Genomic DNA, 15,135 nt, shown 5'->3' with positions numbered 1-15,135 from the left:
GGCCGATTCGATGAGAATCGGTCTTTTTGTTGCATATCAGATGGGGTTGTCACATAAAATGTACAAACTGTTTGTATGTAAAGGGTGATCTCATGAAAAGAGTGGACGAGTACCGAAAGAAAATCGCACAGCGCCGCAAAATGATGCAGCCAGCTGCTCCCCCTAAGAAGACGGCTTTCAAGAAAAAAGAAGATATCCCGCCATGGGTTATGCTGACAGAGGAAGAAAAGCATTCTGGCTCGACCTCCTATGAATCGGCGTCCCATCAGCCAAAGAAATATCGTCATCCCTTATTTAACCCGAATACCTTTGTGCTTAAATGCTTATTATCAGCGTCCCTTGTTTTGATTGCAGCCATTTCATTTAAAGGTCAGACAGGTCCGTTTCAGCAGCTGAAGCCGATGATTACTCAGACTTTTGAGCAAGATTTTCAATTTGCTGCTGCTAACCGCTGGTTTGAAAAAACAGTTGGACATCCGCTGGCCTTTTTAACAGAGAAAAAAGATGGCCAAAAGGACGTACAAGCGAATCAAGAACTAGCTGTTCCTGCCTCTGGTAAAGTGCAGGAATCCTTTACGCAAAATGGAGCAGGTGTCAAAGTGGAGACATCCGCTGAAGCCATTGATAGTATGAAGGAAGGCTACGTGGTCGAGGTGAAAAAGCAAAGCGATACAGGGCTTACTGTTGTAGTGCAGCATGCAGATAACAGCTATAGCTGGTACGGTCAATTAAAGAAAGCCGATGTGGCCTTATACGATTTTGTCGATAAGGGTGAAAAAATTGGCCAGATTTCACTTGATGATCAAGGGAAGGGCACGTATTACTTTGCCATTAAGCAAAATGAACAATTTATCGATCCTATTCAGGTGATGACCTTTGAATAGATGGCTGCTCATGCTGACGAAAATTCACATCCATCCGCTGCTGTGGATTGTGATGGCGTTTGCGATTCTGTCAGGTCAAATCAAGCCGCTGCTTTGTCTGCTCGTGATTGTCTGTGTCCATGAACTTGGACATGCAGCGGCTGCCTGCTATTATCATTGGCGCATTCGGCGGATTTTTTTACTGCCATTTGGCGGAACGGTGGAAGTAGAGGAACATGGGAACCGTCCGTTAAAAGAAGAGCTGGCGGTCATTTTGTGCGGGCCGCTTCAGCATATACCGCTCCAGCTCATGGCATGGCTTTTCATGGAGGCTTCTCTTATCTCGCACGATGTCTTTACCATGTTTACCTTTTATAATATAGCGATTTTCCTTGTGAATCTTTTGCCCGTTTGGCCGCTTGATGGCGGAAAATTATTCTTTTTGCTCTTATCTGTTTTTTACCCTTTCCAACGTGCACATGCCCTAGCAATAAAAGGCTCACTTGTCTTTTTCGGTCTATTGACAGGAGGGTTACTTTTATTTGCACCGCTGCAATTCAATGGCTGGGTGCTGCTTACTTTTTTAGCTTATTCACTCGTGATGGAACACAGGCAGCGGCATTACGTCAGGGTTCGCTTCTTACTAGAACGGTATTACGGTAAAAAAGAGCAGAAGGTAGAAAAACTGATTCCGCTGAGAGCAAGTGCAGAGGAAAAAGTATACGAAGTGATGGCACGATTTCAAAGGGGCTGCAAGCATCCGATTATTATTGAAAGAGATGGCGTGAAGATGAGCCAGCTTGATGAAAATGAACTGCTCCATGCGTATTTTTCAGATCGCAGAACCACCTCCTCAATGGAAGAGCTTCTTTTACCGTACTAATAGTGAAAATACATTGACATTCTGCGTCTAGTTTGATATATTTTTTAATGTTATGGATATGTAGCACCCGTGCTACAACCGCGCGGAGCAGGTGTAAAGTGCCTATGGCCCCCTGTATTCGGCGAGTCTGAGTTTATTAGGAGGTGCAGAGATGTACGCAATTATCGAAACTGGTGGTAAACAAGTAAAAGTTGAAGAAGGTCAAACTGTTTATGTTGAAAAACTAGCTGCTGAAGCAGGTGAAACAGTAACTTTCGAAAACGTATTGTTTGTCGGCGGAGACACTGTCAAAGTGGGTAACCCTTCAGTTGCTGGAGCAACAGTAACGGCTAAAGTTGAAAAACAAGGTCGCGGTAAGAAAATTACTGTGTTCAAGTACAAACCGAAGAAAAACAACCACAAGAAACAAGGTCATCGTCAACCTTACACTAAAGTTGTTATCGAAAAAATCAACGCTTAAGGCGTGTGAGTGATATGATCAAAGCAACCATTACTCGGTCTTCAGCAGATGAAAGCATTACGTCTTTTCAGATGACTGGACATGCCGAGTTTGCTGAAAAAGGTCAGGATCTCGTTTGTGCAGGTGTATCTGCTGTTGTTTTTGGCTCAGTCAATTCAATTATTGCACTGACAGGATTGGACCCACTGCTTGATATTGGTGAAGATGGCGGCTACTTCTCTTTTGAACTGCCGGCTGATACAGATCCAGTATCCTTTGAAAAAGCCCAGCTGCTTTTAGAAGGCATGGTCGTTTCCTTAGAGACAATTGAACGAGATTATCACGATTATGTGAGAATATCAACAAAAAAATAGGAGGTGAACTTCATGCTTAGATTAGATCTTCAATTTTTCGCATCTAAAAAAGGGGTAGGTTCTACAAAGAACGGACGTGACTCTGAGTCTAAACGTTTAGGCGCTAAACGTGCTGATGGTCAATTCGTAACTGGTGGTTCTATCCTTTATCGTCAACGTGGAACGAAAATCTATCCAGGTGAAAACGTTGGACGCGGAGGCGACGACACTCTTTTCGCTAAAATCGACGGAACAGTTAAATTCGAACGTTTCGGTCGTGACCGTAAAAAAGTGAGCGTATATCCTGCGGCACAATAATTGCTAAAAACTCCGGTCATTGACTGGAGTTTTTTCACTTTTTACAAGCAGTACCGAAGATGATAAAAGAAGATGCACTCCATAAATATCAAAGAACGTTTGCTGACTTTGCCTCATTTTCTCCTATACGATCAGAAAAAACAACCTTTCCTCACATAACTAGTGTTTTTCTATGCTGTCTTCTCTGTTATAATTCAGGGAGACATATTGATGATAAGACTCCTAAAAGAGAGACCAAACGATTGGGAGTGCGATAATGGAAGAGATACCAAGTAAAGAAAATGAAAAATTAACTCACGTTGCATTAACAAATGAATTGATCTATCTGCTCAGTCGTTCAAGACACGACTGGATGAATAAATTACAGCTGATCAAAGGCAACTTGACATTAGAAAAATATGACCGCGTGTTTGAAATTATAGAAGAAATGGTCATTGAAGCACAGCATGAATCCAAACTCTCAAATTTAAAAATTCCCCAATTGGCCTATTACTTTCTAACATTTAATTGGGAGTCGCATTTTATCACCTTAGAATATGAAGTGCTTGGTGAAACCCGAGACTTATCAGCATATGAATCGCAGCTGCTAACGGTATCACAGGAGTTGTTTTCGATATTCGATCAATCAGTTTGCCAAAAAACTGAAAATCATTTAACGGTCACTTTCCAAACAGATCATGAAGAAAATGATGTGATCTTATATTTTGATTTCAAAGGAAAATTAACAAGTTTGGATGCGTTAAATGCGTTTCATGACGCAAACTATTCATGTATGAGTATAACGCAATTTCATGTGACGCCTCATGAGTCCATGATTGAGCTTTGTTTGAGGCAAGAACGAGATATGTGATGCAGAGAAACGGAGGAAGTTATGTTTGTAGATCAGGTTAAAGTGTATGTTAAAGGCGGTGACGGCGGAAACGGTATGGTGGCGTTCCGTCGTGAAAAATATGTACCAAAGGGCGGCCCAGCAGGCGGCGACGGCGGAAATGGTGCAGATGTTGTATTTGAAGTAGACGAAGGACTTAGAACGTTAATGGACTTTCGTTATAAGCGCCATTTCAAGGCTGACCGCGGCGAGCACGGAATGAGTAAAAACCAGCATGGCCGAAATGCGGAAGAAATGATTGTCAAAGTTCCGCCGGGTACGGTTGTGACAGATGCAGAGACGGAACAAGTACTAGCTGACTTGACAGAGCATGGGCAGCGGGCTGTAATTGCCAAAGGCGGACGTGGCGGACGTGGGAATTCACGCTTCGCAACACCAGCAAACCCTGCACCACAGCTGTCTGAAAACGGTGAGCCAGGTAAAGAACGTGACGTCATCTTAGAATTAAAAGTACTTGCAGATGTTGGACTTGTTGGTTTCCCAAGTGTCGGGAAGTCAACGCTGCTCTCGATTGTCTCTTCTGCGAAACCAAAAATTGCGGATTATCATTTTACAACGCTTGTACCGAACCTCGGGGTTGTTGAAACAGACGATAACCGAAGCTTTGTTATGGCGGATCTGCCAGGACTGATCGAAGGAGCGCACGAAGGCGTTGGCTTAGGTCATCAATTTTTACGTCATATTGAGCGTACACGTGTCATTGTCCATGTCATTGATATGTCTGGACTTGAAGGGCGTGACCCATACGAAGACTACGTGACGATTAATGAAGAGCTTGAGCAGTACAATATGAGATTGACAGAGCGTCCGCAAATCATTGTTGCGAACAAAATGGACATGCCAGATGCAGCTGACAATCTAGAGGCATTTAAAGAAAAATTAACGGATGACTATAAAGTGTTCCCGATTAGTGCGATCACAAGAGAAGGGCTTCGTGAGCTCTTATTTGAAATCGCCAATCAGCTTGAAACAACACCGGAATTCCCGCTCTATAATGAAGAGGAGCTGTCGGATAACCGCGTGATGTACAGGTTTGATGAAGGCGATGCACCATTTGAGATCTCTAGAGATCCTGATGGCACATTTGTCTTAACGGGTAAAGCACTTGAGCGTCTGTTTAAGATGACAGACTTCTCAAGAGATGAATCTGTTAAACGATTCTCTAGACAGCTGCGCGGAATGGGTGTCGATGATGCCTTGCGTGAGCGTGGAGCAAAAGATGGCGACATCATTCGTCTGCTTGAATTTGAATTCGAATTTATTGATTGATCAAAAGGAGGGTCCAGACCATGGGCTCTCCCGTTTTTAAAAGGGGAGAAAACAGGTGAAAGAAGAAACGTTCTATTTAGTAAGAGAGGATGTACTTCCAGATGCGATGCGAAAAACGCTTGAAGTCAAAAAGCTTCTCGATCGCAAAAAAGCGGATTCAGTTGCCGATGCTGTTCAAAAAGCGGATTTAAGCCGCAGTGCTTTTTATAAATACCGAGATGCTGTTTTTCCATTTTATACAATGGTGAAAGAGCAGATCATCACATTGTTTTTCCACCTTGAGGATCGGTCTGGGGCTTTATCAAGACTGCTTCAAATTGTGGCTGACTCTGGCTGTAATGTGTTATCCATTCACCAAACGATTCCGCTGCAAGGAAGAGCGAATGTCACCTTATCAATTAGTACAGCTGGTATGGCAGATGATATCAACACCGTCATGAATCAATTAAGAAAGCTTGAATTTGTCGAAAAAGTCGAAATTCTCGGTTCTGGGGCGTAAAAGGAGAGATCATAGCAGATGAAGCAATTAACTGTAGGTTATTTTGGACCAGAAGCAACATTTACTCATTTGGCCGTATGCTCTTGTTTTCCAAAAGATGCGGTGCAGCGTGCCTATGCAACGATTCCGCAATGTATGGATGCTGTGTCAAAAGGCGAAGTCGATTTGGCGGTCGTTCCACTTGAAAATGCACTCGAAGGCTCTGTGAACTTAACGATTGATTATTTAATTCATGAAGAAGCGCTGTCCATTGTGGGGGAGATGACAGCACCAATTCGGCAGCATTTGCTTGTCCACCCATCAAGAGCGGAGAGCTGGGAGACGTTAGATGTCATTCAATCGCATCCTCACGCGATTGCCCAGTGTCATCAATTTCTGAAAAAGCAGTACCCTCATATTCCTCATCGGCCAGTGGAATCAACAGGCTATGCAGCAAAATACATCAGTGAGCATCCAGATGAAGCTGTCGGGGCTATTGCCAATGAAATTGCCGCAAAAACGTATGGTTTGACGATTGCAAAAAAAGACATTCATGATTATCCGCACAACCATACACGCTTTGTGATTTTACATAAAGATCCTAACGCATCGTTCCCAATGAATTCTGGTTTCTCATCAAAGCCAAAAACGACCATTGTGGTCAGTCTGCCTAAGGATGACCAATCAGGCGCATTGCACCGCGTGCTGTCTGCTTTTTCTTGGCGGAATCTCAACTTGTCAAAAATTGAATCTCGTCCGACAAAAACAGGTCTTGGACATTATTTATTTATTATTGACATTGAAAAAGAAATGGATGATGTCCTCGTCCCCGGTGCGATTCAAGAATTAGAAGCGATTGGCTGTGAGGTCAAGCTGCTTGGCAGCTATCAAACATATGAATTAACGAATGAAAAATAGTGTCCCGTGAGGACACTATTTTTTTAGTCTTTTATTAAAAACCCAGCATCATCCAGCGCTTGAATGGCTTGGTCAAGCTGCTTTTGGCTGTAAGAAGTGAGAGTATGCAGATGCACGCCGTCTGTTAGTTCTGACAAGTAGGACGCGCCGGTGTTAGAAATATGATGGACAAAATCAGCGACTTGTTTCCGTGTGCTGACGCGAATAGAGGCCGTCAGTTCACCATAAACAGGGTGCTCAATGATCACATCTTTCACCGTCACTCCAAAGTCTACAATCAATGTCAGTTCCTCTTCTGTACGAGCAGGATCATGTTTGCAGGCGATGATTTGTTCAATTTCTCTTTCTGGCGCATGCTGCGCTGCCATATACACATAGCCTTGGCTTGTGGCAATAATGGGTTCGTTTTTTGCTTTTAATAATGAAATATCTTGTACAATGACTTGCCGAGAGACAGCCGCCTTTTTAGCTAAAAAGCTTCCAGTAAGCGGTGTGTCTGTTTCTTTCAGCCACTCTAAAATGGCGTTTCTTCTTTCTTCGCCAATGAGTTTCCTCTCTTGCTCCACGTCCTAAGCTCCCTTCTTCTCCTTTTGCAAATGCTCAAATGTATGCAAAAGCTGATCGATGTCATCTTTTGATGACTGATATCCAAATGATAGTCGAATAAATTGTAGGGCATCACGATCTGATACACGCAATGCCTTCACAGCAGGGGAAGGATGGTGATAACCGGAAGCACATGCGCTTCCAGTAGATAGACAAATCCCATGCCGGTTACATGCTAACATTACATATTGTCCTTCAAACCCTTCAAAAAAACAACCAATAATATGAGGAAGCGTGCGGCGATTGTCATTGTCCTGAAATGTATGAACTGGCAGCTGTCTTATTTTTAACTGCTGAAGAAAATAATCACGCAGCTGCTTATCTAATTTTTGCTGTTCATCCAGCCTAAGCATCGCTTGTTCACTTGCGGCAGCAAAAGCACCGATACATGGAACGTTTACTGTCCCTGGACGTAAGCCATTTTCCTGAACTGCTCCTGTATATAAAGGTTTCCAAGGAACATGAGCGCCCATATAAACGGCACCAGCGCCTTTAGGAGCATACACTTTATGACTTGAGATGGACACAGCATCGACTCCAAGTTCTTTGATGGACACACGAATCTTTCCAAATGTTTGCACAGCATCTGTATGAAAAAGAATGTTCCTTTCTTTTAAAAGAGGCGCTAATTCAGCAAGCGGCTGGATAATTCCTGTTTCTGAATTAGCATGCTGAATAGATACTAGTCCTGTTTCAGGCAATAATGCTTTTTTGAGAATGTCCTTTGTTATGATTCCATCCTGATTCGGTTCAATGATCGTGACTTTTACGCCAAGACGCTCTAAGCTGCTAACTGCATAATGAACAGAAGGATGCTCAACTGAAGTTGTGATGACATGCTGTTGATGTGCTGGCAGTCCATTGATGATCGATTGAATCGCAAGGAGATTGGATTCAGTTCCACCGCTTGTAAAATAGATCCCATCCGGTTCACCCTCGATCATGGCAGCGAGTGATTGTCTGCTGTAAGTCAATATGTCATTTGCTTTTCCCCCAGCATCATGAAGGCTGCTTGCATTTCCGTAGAAATTTTTGCTTAGCTGCTCAAAAACATGCAGCGCTTCCTCTGAAACAGGTGTAGAAGCTGCGTAATCTAAATAAACCAACCCATCCATCTCCCGTGTGAAAATTTTTTCTTGTATTTATTTTAGTGTTGTGTAATGATATGTGTCAAGACATGTGTAAATGACAGGAGGGGCGATGGTGTCATCAATCAAAAAAGTTATTGTGGTGGGGTCAGGCATTGCAGCGCTTTCCTTTGCAAAAACCATTTCGAAAAGCTGCCAGGTCATCATGATGACAAAAAAACAATGTTCATCTAGTAATTCCATGCTGGCACAAGGAGGAATCGCTGCTGCCTTTTCAGCACATGATTCAGCTGAGCAGCATGTGCAAGATACACTAGCTGCCGGCTGTGATCACAATGATGAAAGAACGGTACAAGAAATCGTGAGACTTGGAAAACACCTTGTGGAGCAGCTCGTAGCAGAAGGCTGTCCATTTGATCAAGATGAGGCAGGAGAGCCGCAATTAGGCAAAGAGGGAGCACATACCACTCATCGCATCTTGCATGCAGGAGGAGATCAATCAGGTAAAACTCTTGTACAGTTTCTGAAAAGTCAGCTCGGCTCACATATTCATTTATACGAATATCATCATGTCATTGATCTATTGATTCATGAAGGGACATGTACGGGTGTTGTATGGAAAGACGAGACAGGACACGTACATACGATGACCGCAGATGCCGTTGTTTTATCAACTGGCGGCTGCGGCTCCCTATATGAGACAAACACAAATGATCCTTCTATAACAGGAGACGGACTGATGATGGCCTATCGAGCCGGGGCACAATTAGTGGATCTCGAATTTGTTCAATTCCATCCAACTCTTTTAACAATCGCTGGAAAAGCAGTTGGCCTCATTTCAGAGGCAGTACGGGGAGAGGGAGCTTATTTAGAAGATGAAACAGGCAGGCGGATCATGAAAGGTATTCACCCACAAGCTGATTTAGCACCTAGAGATGTGGTCGCTAGAGCTATTTTTCATGAGCAGCAATTAGGTCATCAATTGTATCTTAACATCCATGATATCCCGCATTTTTCAGCTCGTTTTCCAGCCATAGCTCAGATGTGCCAGCGTGCAGGCGTCGATATGGAAAGCGGCAGACTGCCAATTTCCCCCGGTATGCACTTTTTAATGGGCGGCATCAGCGTCAATGAATATGGAGAAACGACTGTTCCAGCGCTATTTGCCATTGGAGAAGCGGCCTGTACTGGCTTACACGGTGCGAATCGATTGGCGAGTAATTCTCTTCTGGAAGGTCTCGTGTTAGGCAGCAAAGCGGCACAGAGAATTGAACAACTGCCTAAACAGAAAGAAACAAGTCCACCTTTTTCAATTCAAGAAATATGGATGGTCCCAATGATTTCAACATCTCAACTGAGACAATGGATGACTACATATGCAGCCATTGTGAGAGATGAAAAAGGTTTACAGACTTTGCTTCATTCGTTGCAGCGTGTCAATTTTCAGCAAATTAATGTGAAGGATATCACAAATGAACAGATCGAATTAAGCAATCAATGGGCATTAGCGGTTTGCCTTGCCAAATCTGCATTACTCCGTACAGAAAGCAGAGGCGGCCATTATCGAATGGATTATCCAGAGCGGAGCGATGCGTTGTGGCGGGGCAGGCAGATTGTTCATGAAAAAGGTCACATTCATATTATGAAAAATGAAAGGATCGGTGCCAAATGGAACGTTTACAGTTAAAACAAATGCTCACTCATTTTTTCACAGAAGATATTGGCTTTGGAGATGTATCAGCAGATGCCATCTTTGGAGACAAGAAGGGAACAGCTTTTATCATTGCGAAACAATCTGGTGTATTGGCAGGATCACAAGTGATTGATCTAGGGTACCGCCTGTTGAATGAACAGATTCAAACGGAGCTGTATTTTCAAGAAGGTGATTGGATTCATTCAGGCGCTGTACTGGCGAAAATAAAGGGCCCAGTCAACGACTTATTAAAGGGAGAGAGAGTCATTTTAAATCTTTTGCAGCGAATGACAGGTATCGCCACCTTAACACATGAGGCGGTCCGCAGATTAGCTGACCCGTCTATTACGATTTGTGATACGAGAAAAACGACACCCGGCCTGCGTATGTTAGAAAAATACGCAGTAAAGACAGGCGGTGGAAAGAATCATCGCTTTGGCTTATCGGATGGGGTGATGATTAAAGATAATCATATCGCGGCATGCGGTTCTATCCGTGAAGCTGTAGAGAAAGCAAGAGCATATGCCGGTCATATGGTGAAAATTGAAGTGGAAATTGAATCAGAAACGCAGCTTATAGAAGCCATTGATGCAAAAGCGGATGTCATTATGTTTGATAACTGCTCTCCAGACGAAGTAAAACGTTTTAAACAAATGACGCCAGAGTCCATTCTGACAGAGGCTTCAGGAGGCATCACGCTAGAGACATTGCCAAGCTACAGGGGGACAGGAGTCGACCTTATTTCACTTGGCTTTCTGACACATTCTGCTCCAGCATTTGATTTTAGTATGAATATGGAATTCAGTCATAAAGGGGGAACAACTCATGTCCATGCTTAATGTATTAGCCAATCAACATGCAGTCATGATGCCAGATGAATATAAACACCGCTCTGATGATGAGATGAAGCAGCGAGTGTTAGACATTAAGCGGGCTTTTGGTTCAAAGCTTTTTATACCAGGCCACCATTATCAAAAGGATGAGGTCATTGAATTTGCAGATGCAACAGGAGATTCATTGCAGCTGGCACAAATAGCGGCTGACAATCATGAGGCTGAATACATTGTATTCTGCGGTGTTCATTTTATGGCAGAAACGGCAGATATGCTGTCAAACAAGAATCAGAGCGTTGTATTGCCAGATATGAGGGCAGGCTGTTCAATGGCAGATATGGCAAATATGAAACAAACAGACAGAGCATGGGAGCAGCTCACTGATTTGTTTGGGGATACAATACTTCCGCTTACGTATGTCAATTCAACAGCAGACATTAAAGCATTTGTTGGCAAACATGGCGGGGCAACAGTGACTTCATCAAATGCTAAAAAAGTACTCGAGTGGGCGCTGACACAAAAAGAGCGGATTCTATTTCTCCCTGATCAGCACCTAGGGCGTAATACGGCTTTTGATTTAGGTATTCCGCTAGAAGAAATGGCTGTGTGGGATCAGATAGAAGAAAAGCTTATCACCGATCAGCCGCTTTCCCGGATCAAGATGATTTTATGGAAAGGCCATTGCTCCGTACATGAGAAGTTTACCGTTCGGAATATAGAAGAAATGAGAAAAAAAGACCGTGACATTCAAATTCTTGTCCATCCTGAATGCACGCATGAGGTCGTAAGGGCTTCTGACCTAGCAGGTTCAACGAAATTTATTATTGATACGATCAAACAGGCGCCAGCAGGAAGCAAATGGGCGATTGGAACAGAGATGAATTTAGTCAAACGGATCATAGCGCAGCACCCAGATAAACAAATTGAATCTCTTAACCCAGATATGTGTCCATGTTTGACTATGAACCGGATTGATCTGCCTCATTTGCTATGGTCACTGGAAAGCATTGAGAAGGGTCAGCCGGCCGGGTTGATACAGGTCAATGAAGACATCACGAAAGACGCTTTGCTTGCACTCGAGAAAATGCTCGCCATTAAATAATGAATCAGCCCCTCCTATCAGAAAACAAGTTTTTATCATATCGGCTTGTAAATAGGCATAAATTTATGTTGAAACATATTGTACTTCTGACATAACCGTTACGTTCACGTTTTGCATAGGAGGGGAAAACGTTGAAAATTCATATTGTGCAAAAAGGAGACTCCCTTTGGAAAATTTCAAAGAAATACGGAGTCGACTTTCAAGAATTGAAAAAACTAAATTCACAGCTCAGTAATCCTGATTTAATCATGCCGGGTATGAAGATTAAAATTCCATCTAGTGGTGTTCCTGTAAAAACAGATCATCACAAAGCAAAAGAAATGCCAAAAACGAAAGAACATCCGTATGTGAAAGAAAAGCCAAAAGATGTCGTGCAAGTGCAAGATACGAAACCGAAGGAAAAGCCAAATGAACCGGTACCATATGTACCGCCAGTGCCAAAAATCGAGCAGCCAGTTTTTCCGCAAGTGGATGTGAACTATTATCAGACCAATCTCTACCAGCCATTCACACCTCCTCCCAAAAAAGATCATCACGAGAAAAAAGATCACGTTCATGAGAAGAAAGATCATGTTCATGACAAAAAGGATCACAAGGATCATTTTCATCATGAAAATAAAGACCACAAAGATAACAAGGGTCATGTCCATCATGAAAATAAGGAACATAAAGATCACAAGGACCATTTTCATCATGAAAATAAAGGTCATCTAAAAGATGAAGTGGCAAAGGGATATGAGCCGTTTATTCATATTCCGCATCAAAAAGAGGAGGGAAAAGACATGGAGCATGGCAATTATCCGAACCTTCCTAACTTCCCGCAAATGCCAAATGTGGGAGGGGCAGCGGTAGGGGGAGTGGCTGAAAATAACGAGCATCATCACCAGCATCATCATCATGAACCATATGATCCTTATTTTGGTTATGGTCATGGTCATTACATGCCGGCGATGTATCCATATCCGCAGCAAATGGTGCCGGCATCGCCAATTTTACCGGGATCAGGCTTATGTTATCCTATCCATCCATTTTATCACCATCATATGATGCCATATCCATACCCGGCTCATCCGTATTATCCTGCGTATCAAGCGCCTGCTTACTACGGAGAAAATCATGAGCACCATGCAAACGACGGACATCACTGGCATCACCATACGCATCCAAACGCCAATGCAAATGCCAACGCAAATCAAGGCTTTTATCCAAACGTTTCAAATGCAGCATATGGCAAGGAAGATTGCGGATGCGATGATGGCATGAAGCATCATCAGCCTTGGCCAGGACATTATCCGAATCCTGTTCCTTATGGCCAAATGGGGGCTTATCCAGCTCAGCCTTACATGCAGCCATATCCAGGTCAATCCGTTTTTGCAAGGCCGGAGGAAGAAGAAGAAGATTAATGACAGAAGGAACGATCTCAATCGTTCCTTTCAGCGTGTAGACAAACCCTCGCATTCGGTGTCAGGTCTGCGCGCCGGTACTCACGAATGTCAAATTCGCTCCGTTCCGGTGCTCGCCTCCTAGATTGCAAAGGTTTTCTATTACGCTGAAAAGAAGACAAATGGCTAAAATCAAGAACATTTTAGCATTTGTCACCAGTCGGAAGGAACGATCTCAATCGTTCCTTTTTTTGTTTATAACTGACAGCTTGATTTTTTTCCTAACTGTACATGCTAAAACAGAGCCTGTTTCGCGCTCATGAGATTGAATTTGTACAGGGGGTTTTTCGTTTGAGACAAAAATGGCAAAAAACAATCGCATTAGTGCTTCTTCCTATTGGTTTAACGGCATGTGGTGCAAATAATAACGCAGGTGTCGATACACGTCATAATCAATCAGGCCAGCCGGTTGGTTATCATTCGAATCAACGAGCGGAAGACAACAACCAAGATCATCAAGGACCAGTTTCTGAACTCATGGAGGGAATGAACGGGAGAAATACAACAAATGTTGATTACCGTACACGTCCTCAAGCTGATGATCGAATGCCTCTCACAGGTGGAGATGGACGCTACAGTCATGGAGATATGAACTATCATAACCAAATGTCGTTCTCAGGCTACGATAAACAAGAGAACATCCAGCGTTCAAGAAAAATTGCCAACCGCATCAATAAAATGAATCACGTGGCAGACTCTCAAGTCATGGTGACGGATGAGAATGTGTATATTGCCATTAAATCAGATGGCCGCCTGACGTCAGAAGGCGTATCACAAGTAGAAGAAGCAGCGACTCGTTATGCGGATGGAAGAGCAGTCCAAGTCATAAAAGATGAAGGTGCATTCACACGCTTTAGAGACATGAGAAGAACGCAATTTGAAACAGGCCAAACAGGCATGACCCGATAGTTTGACACAAAAAGGCTAAAGTTCATTACGAACTTTAGCCTTTTCTTAAAAATAAACCTTGATGCCTATATAAAATTCGTAAAAGAAATAACAGCCAAACCCTAGTAATAAAATACCAGCAATAATGGATGTCCACTTGATCATCGTTCGATTCATCACTTTTCTTGTTAAGGATACAAGTGTGAGAAGACCGATGTCATGAAGGAGAATCCCTGCCAAAATACCGCCGGCAGCCAGCATAAATTCAGATGAATCTGTTTTTGTATACGCATCCGCAAGTACAGCACCAAAAACAGAAACCCAGAACACAAGATTTCCAGGAGATACCGCCACGAGCAAGCCGTTTCGATATGTTTTTGCGAATGATTTATTGACCTTTTCTCCTGCTAAATGGATATCTTGATCCGCATTTTTAATGGAATCGTATGCGAGAATCATTAAAAATACAGCTCCGATCAGCCAGAGCGGGATTTGAACAAACGGCAAAGATAAAAACTGAGCAAATCCAGCATATAAAGCCAAAATAAGTAATAAGTCTATGGTCATACCGCCTGCTCCGACAGTTAAACCATGAAAGAATCCGTTTTTGAGTCCCTGTTTTGTCATTTCAACCGTGATTGCTCCAACAGGCAGAGCAATTGAGAATCCTACGACGATAAATGTGAGAAATGTTTGCAATCGACTAGAACTTCCTTTGATTAAATTGTATAAAAATTCTCCGTTTAGATTAATTATACATAATAGGAGGAAAGGATCAATGTTTATTTCAGATTTGATTGAAATGATAGAGATAGATGATGTATAGAAGACTGTATATCAACATGATCCATAACGCTTGTAGGGGAAAGGAACTATTTTCCTGAATCTTCTTTTCTTCATGATGTCTCTATGCTACACTGATGTGGAAATCAATAAAAGTGACTAGGGGTGCCCGTAAATGGGCTGAGAGAGAAGCATAAACTTCTTAACCCTTTGGACCTGATCTGGCTCGTACCAGCGTGGGGAAGTTGAAGATGATGCATGTATCCTATCAATGATATGCATGTTTATTT

At 42.9% G+C, this 15,135-nt stretch carries 17 protein-coding genes, 1 riboswitch and 1 other annotated feature; of the genes, 14 read left to right on the top strand and 3 right to left on the bottom strand.

What is annotated here, in order from left to right:
- The first annotated feature begins 92 nt into the window (after positions 1 to 92).
- The 9 genes from MHI23_RS12665 (at position 93) to pheA (ending at position 6,410) form a co-directional block, all read left to right on the top strand.
- Complete coding sequence (locus MHI23_RS12665) at positions 93 to 884, top strand: M23 family metallopeptidase (protein ID WP_034621125.1); 792 nt, start codon at positions 93 to 95, stop codon at positions 882 to 884.
- Positions 877 to 1,746 (top strand): M50 family metallopeptidase, encoded by an 870-nt coding sequence (locus MHI23_RS12660; protein ID WP_120208301.1) that lies wholly within the window; start codon positions 877 to 879, stop codon positions 1,744 to 1,746. The genes MHI23_RS12665 and MHI23_RS12660 overlap by 8 nt, the downstream gene beginning before the upstream one ends.
- Positions 1,747 to 1,812: 66 nt before the next feature.
- Positions 1,813 to 1,885 (top strand) — a sequence feature (ribosomal protein L21 leader region).
- A 12-nt stretch (positions 1,886 to 1,897) separates the two neighbouring features.
- Positions 1,898 to 2,206 carry a 50S ribosomal protein L21 gene (gene rplU, locus MHI23_RS12655; RefSeq protein ID WP_003216781.1) on the top strand — a complete coding sequence of 103 codons (309 nt, stop codon included), beginning with the start codon at positions 1,898 to 1,900 and terminating at the stop codon, positions 2,204 to 2,206.
- 14 nt (positions 2,207 to 2,220) lie between these two features.
- The gene (locus MHI23_RS12650) at positions 2,221 to 2,559 is read left to right on the top strand and encodes a ribosomal-processing cysteine protease Prp (RefSeq protein WP_034621123.1); all 339 of its coding nucleotides are present in this window, start codon (positions 2,221 to 2,223) and stop codon (positions 2,557 to 2,559) included.
- Positions 2,560 to 2,571: 12 nt separating this feature from the next.
- The gene (gene rpmA / locus MHI23_RS12645) at positions 2,572 to 2,856 is read left to right on the top strand and encodes a 50S ribosomal protein L27 (protein WP_003216586.1); all 285 of its coding nucleotides are present in this window, start codon (positions 2,572 to 2,574) and stop codon (positions 2,854 to 2,856) included.
- 256 nt (positions 2,857 to 3,112) lie between these two features.
- On the top strand, positions 3,113 to 3,706 hold the full coding sequence (locus MHI23_RS12640; RefSeq protein WP_120208300.1) for a sporulation initiation phosphotransferase B: 594 nt from the start codon (positions 3,113 to 3,115) through the stop codon (positions 3,704 to 3,706).
- 21 nt (positions 3,707 to 3,727) lie between these two features.
- On the top strand, positions 3,728 to 5,014 hold the full coding sequence (gene obgE / locus MHI23_RS12635) for a GTPase ObgE (protein WP_024423156.1): 1,287 nt from the start codon (positions 3,728 to 3,730) through the stop codon (positions 5,012 to 5,014).
- Positions 5,015 to 5,069: 55 nt separating this feature from the next.
- On the top strand, positions 5,070 to 5,513 hold the full coding sequence (locus MHI23_RS12630; protein ID WP_008342790.1) for an ACT domain-containing protein: 444 nt from the start codon (positions 5,070 to 5,072) through the stop codon (positions 5,511 to 5,513).
- 18 nt (positions 5,514 to 5,531) lie between these two features.
- Positions 5,532 to 6,410 (top strand): prephenate dehydratase, encoded by an 879-nt coding sequence (gene pheA, locus MHI23_RS12625; protein ID WP_024423155.1) that lies wholly within the window; start codon positions 5,532 to 5,534, stop codon positions 6,408 to 6,410.
- 23 nt (positions 6,411 to 6,433) lie between these two features.
- Here the strand turns inward: pheA and MHI23_RS12620 are convergent, their stop codons facing one another.
- Positions 6,434 to 6,976, bottom strand: coding sequence for a transcription repressor NadR (locus tag MHI23_RS12620; RefSeq protein ID WP_024423154.1), 543 nt, complete (start codon positions 6,974 to 6,976; stop codon positions 6,434 to 6,436).
- Positions 6,977 to 6,979: 3 nt separating this feature from the next.
- Positions 6,980 to 8,131: an IscS subfamily cysteine desulfurase gene (locus MHI23_RS12615; RefSeq protein ID WP_342491993.1), complete on the bottom strand. Its 1,152-nt coding sequence runs from the start codon at positions 8,129 to 8,131 to the stop codon at positions 6,980 to 6,982.
- A gap of 85 nt (positions 8,132 to 8,216) precedes the next feature.
- Here MHI23_RS12615 and nadB point away from each other — a divergent pair, with 85 nt between their 5' ends.
- From nadB to MHI23_RS12590, 5 genes are all read left to right on the top strand, one after another.
- Positions 8,217 to 9,791, top strand: a complete 1,575-nt coding sequence (nadB, locus tag MHI23_RS12610) for an L-aspartate oxidase (protein WP_342491992.1) — start codon at positions 8,217 to 8,219, stop codon at positions 9,789 to 9,791.
- Complete coding sequence (nadC, locus tag MHI23_RS12605) at positions 9,773 to 10,636, top strand: carboxylating nicotinate-nucleotide diphosphorylase (protein WP_034621107.1); 864 nt, start codon at positions 9,773 to 9,775, stop codon at positions 10,634 to 10,636. Before nadB ends, nadC begins: the two co-directional genes overlap by 19 nt.
- Complete coding sequence (gene nadA, locus MHI23_RS12600) at positions 10,623 to 11,732, top strand: quinolinate synthase NadA (protein WP_135032973.1); 1,110 nt, start codon at positions 10,623 to 10,625, stop codon at positions 11,730 to 11,732. The genes nadC and nadA overlap by 14 nt, the downstream gene beginning before the upstream one ends.
- Positions 11,733 to 11,863: 131 nt before the next feature.
- Complete coding sequence (gene safA, locus MHI23_RS12595; RefSeq protein WP_342491991.1) at positions 11,864 to 13,135, top strand: SafA/ExsA family spore coat assembly protein; 1,272 nt, start codon at positions 11,864 to 11,866, stop codon at positions 13,133 to 13,135.
- 330 nt (positions 13,136 to 13,465) lie between these two features.
- On the top strand, positions 13,466 to 14,083 hold the full coding sequence (locus tag MHI23_RS12590) for a YhcN/YlaJ family sporulation lipoprotein (RefSeq protein WP_024423149.1): 618 nt from the start codon (positions 13,466 to 13,468) through the stop codon (positions 14,081 to 14,083).
- A 45-nt stretch (positions 14,084 to 14,128) separates the two neighbouring features.
- On the opposite strand, the gene MHI23_RS12585 is transcribed toward MHI23_RS12590, so the two are convergent.
- Complete coding sequence (locus MHI23_RS12585; protein WP_024423148.1) at positions 14,129 to 14,761, bottom strand: LysE family transporter; 633 nt, start codon at positions 14,759 to 14,761, stop codon at positions 14,129 to 14,131.
- Between the two features lie 235 nt (positions 14,762 to 14,996).
- Positions 14,997 to 15,105: riboswitch (TPP riboswitch) on the top strand.
- Positions 15,106 to 15,135 lie beyond the last annotated feature (30 nt).

The organism is Bacillus sp. FSL M7-0003, from assembly GCF_038628485.1.
In the GTDB taxonomy this organism is placed as follows: Bacteria; Bacillota; Bacilli; order Bacillales; family Bacillaceae; genus Bacillus; species Bacillus safensis.
The sequence above is the reverse complement of the archived record's forward strand: the minus strand, read 5'-3'. Positions and strand labels throughout refer to the sequence as shown.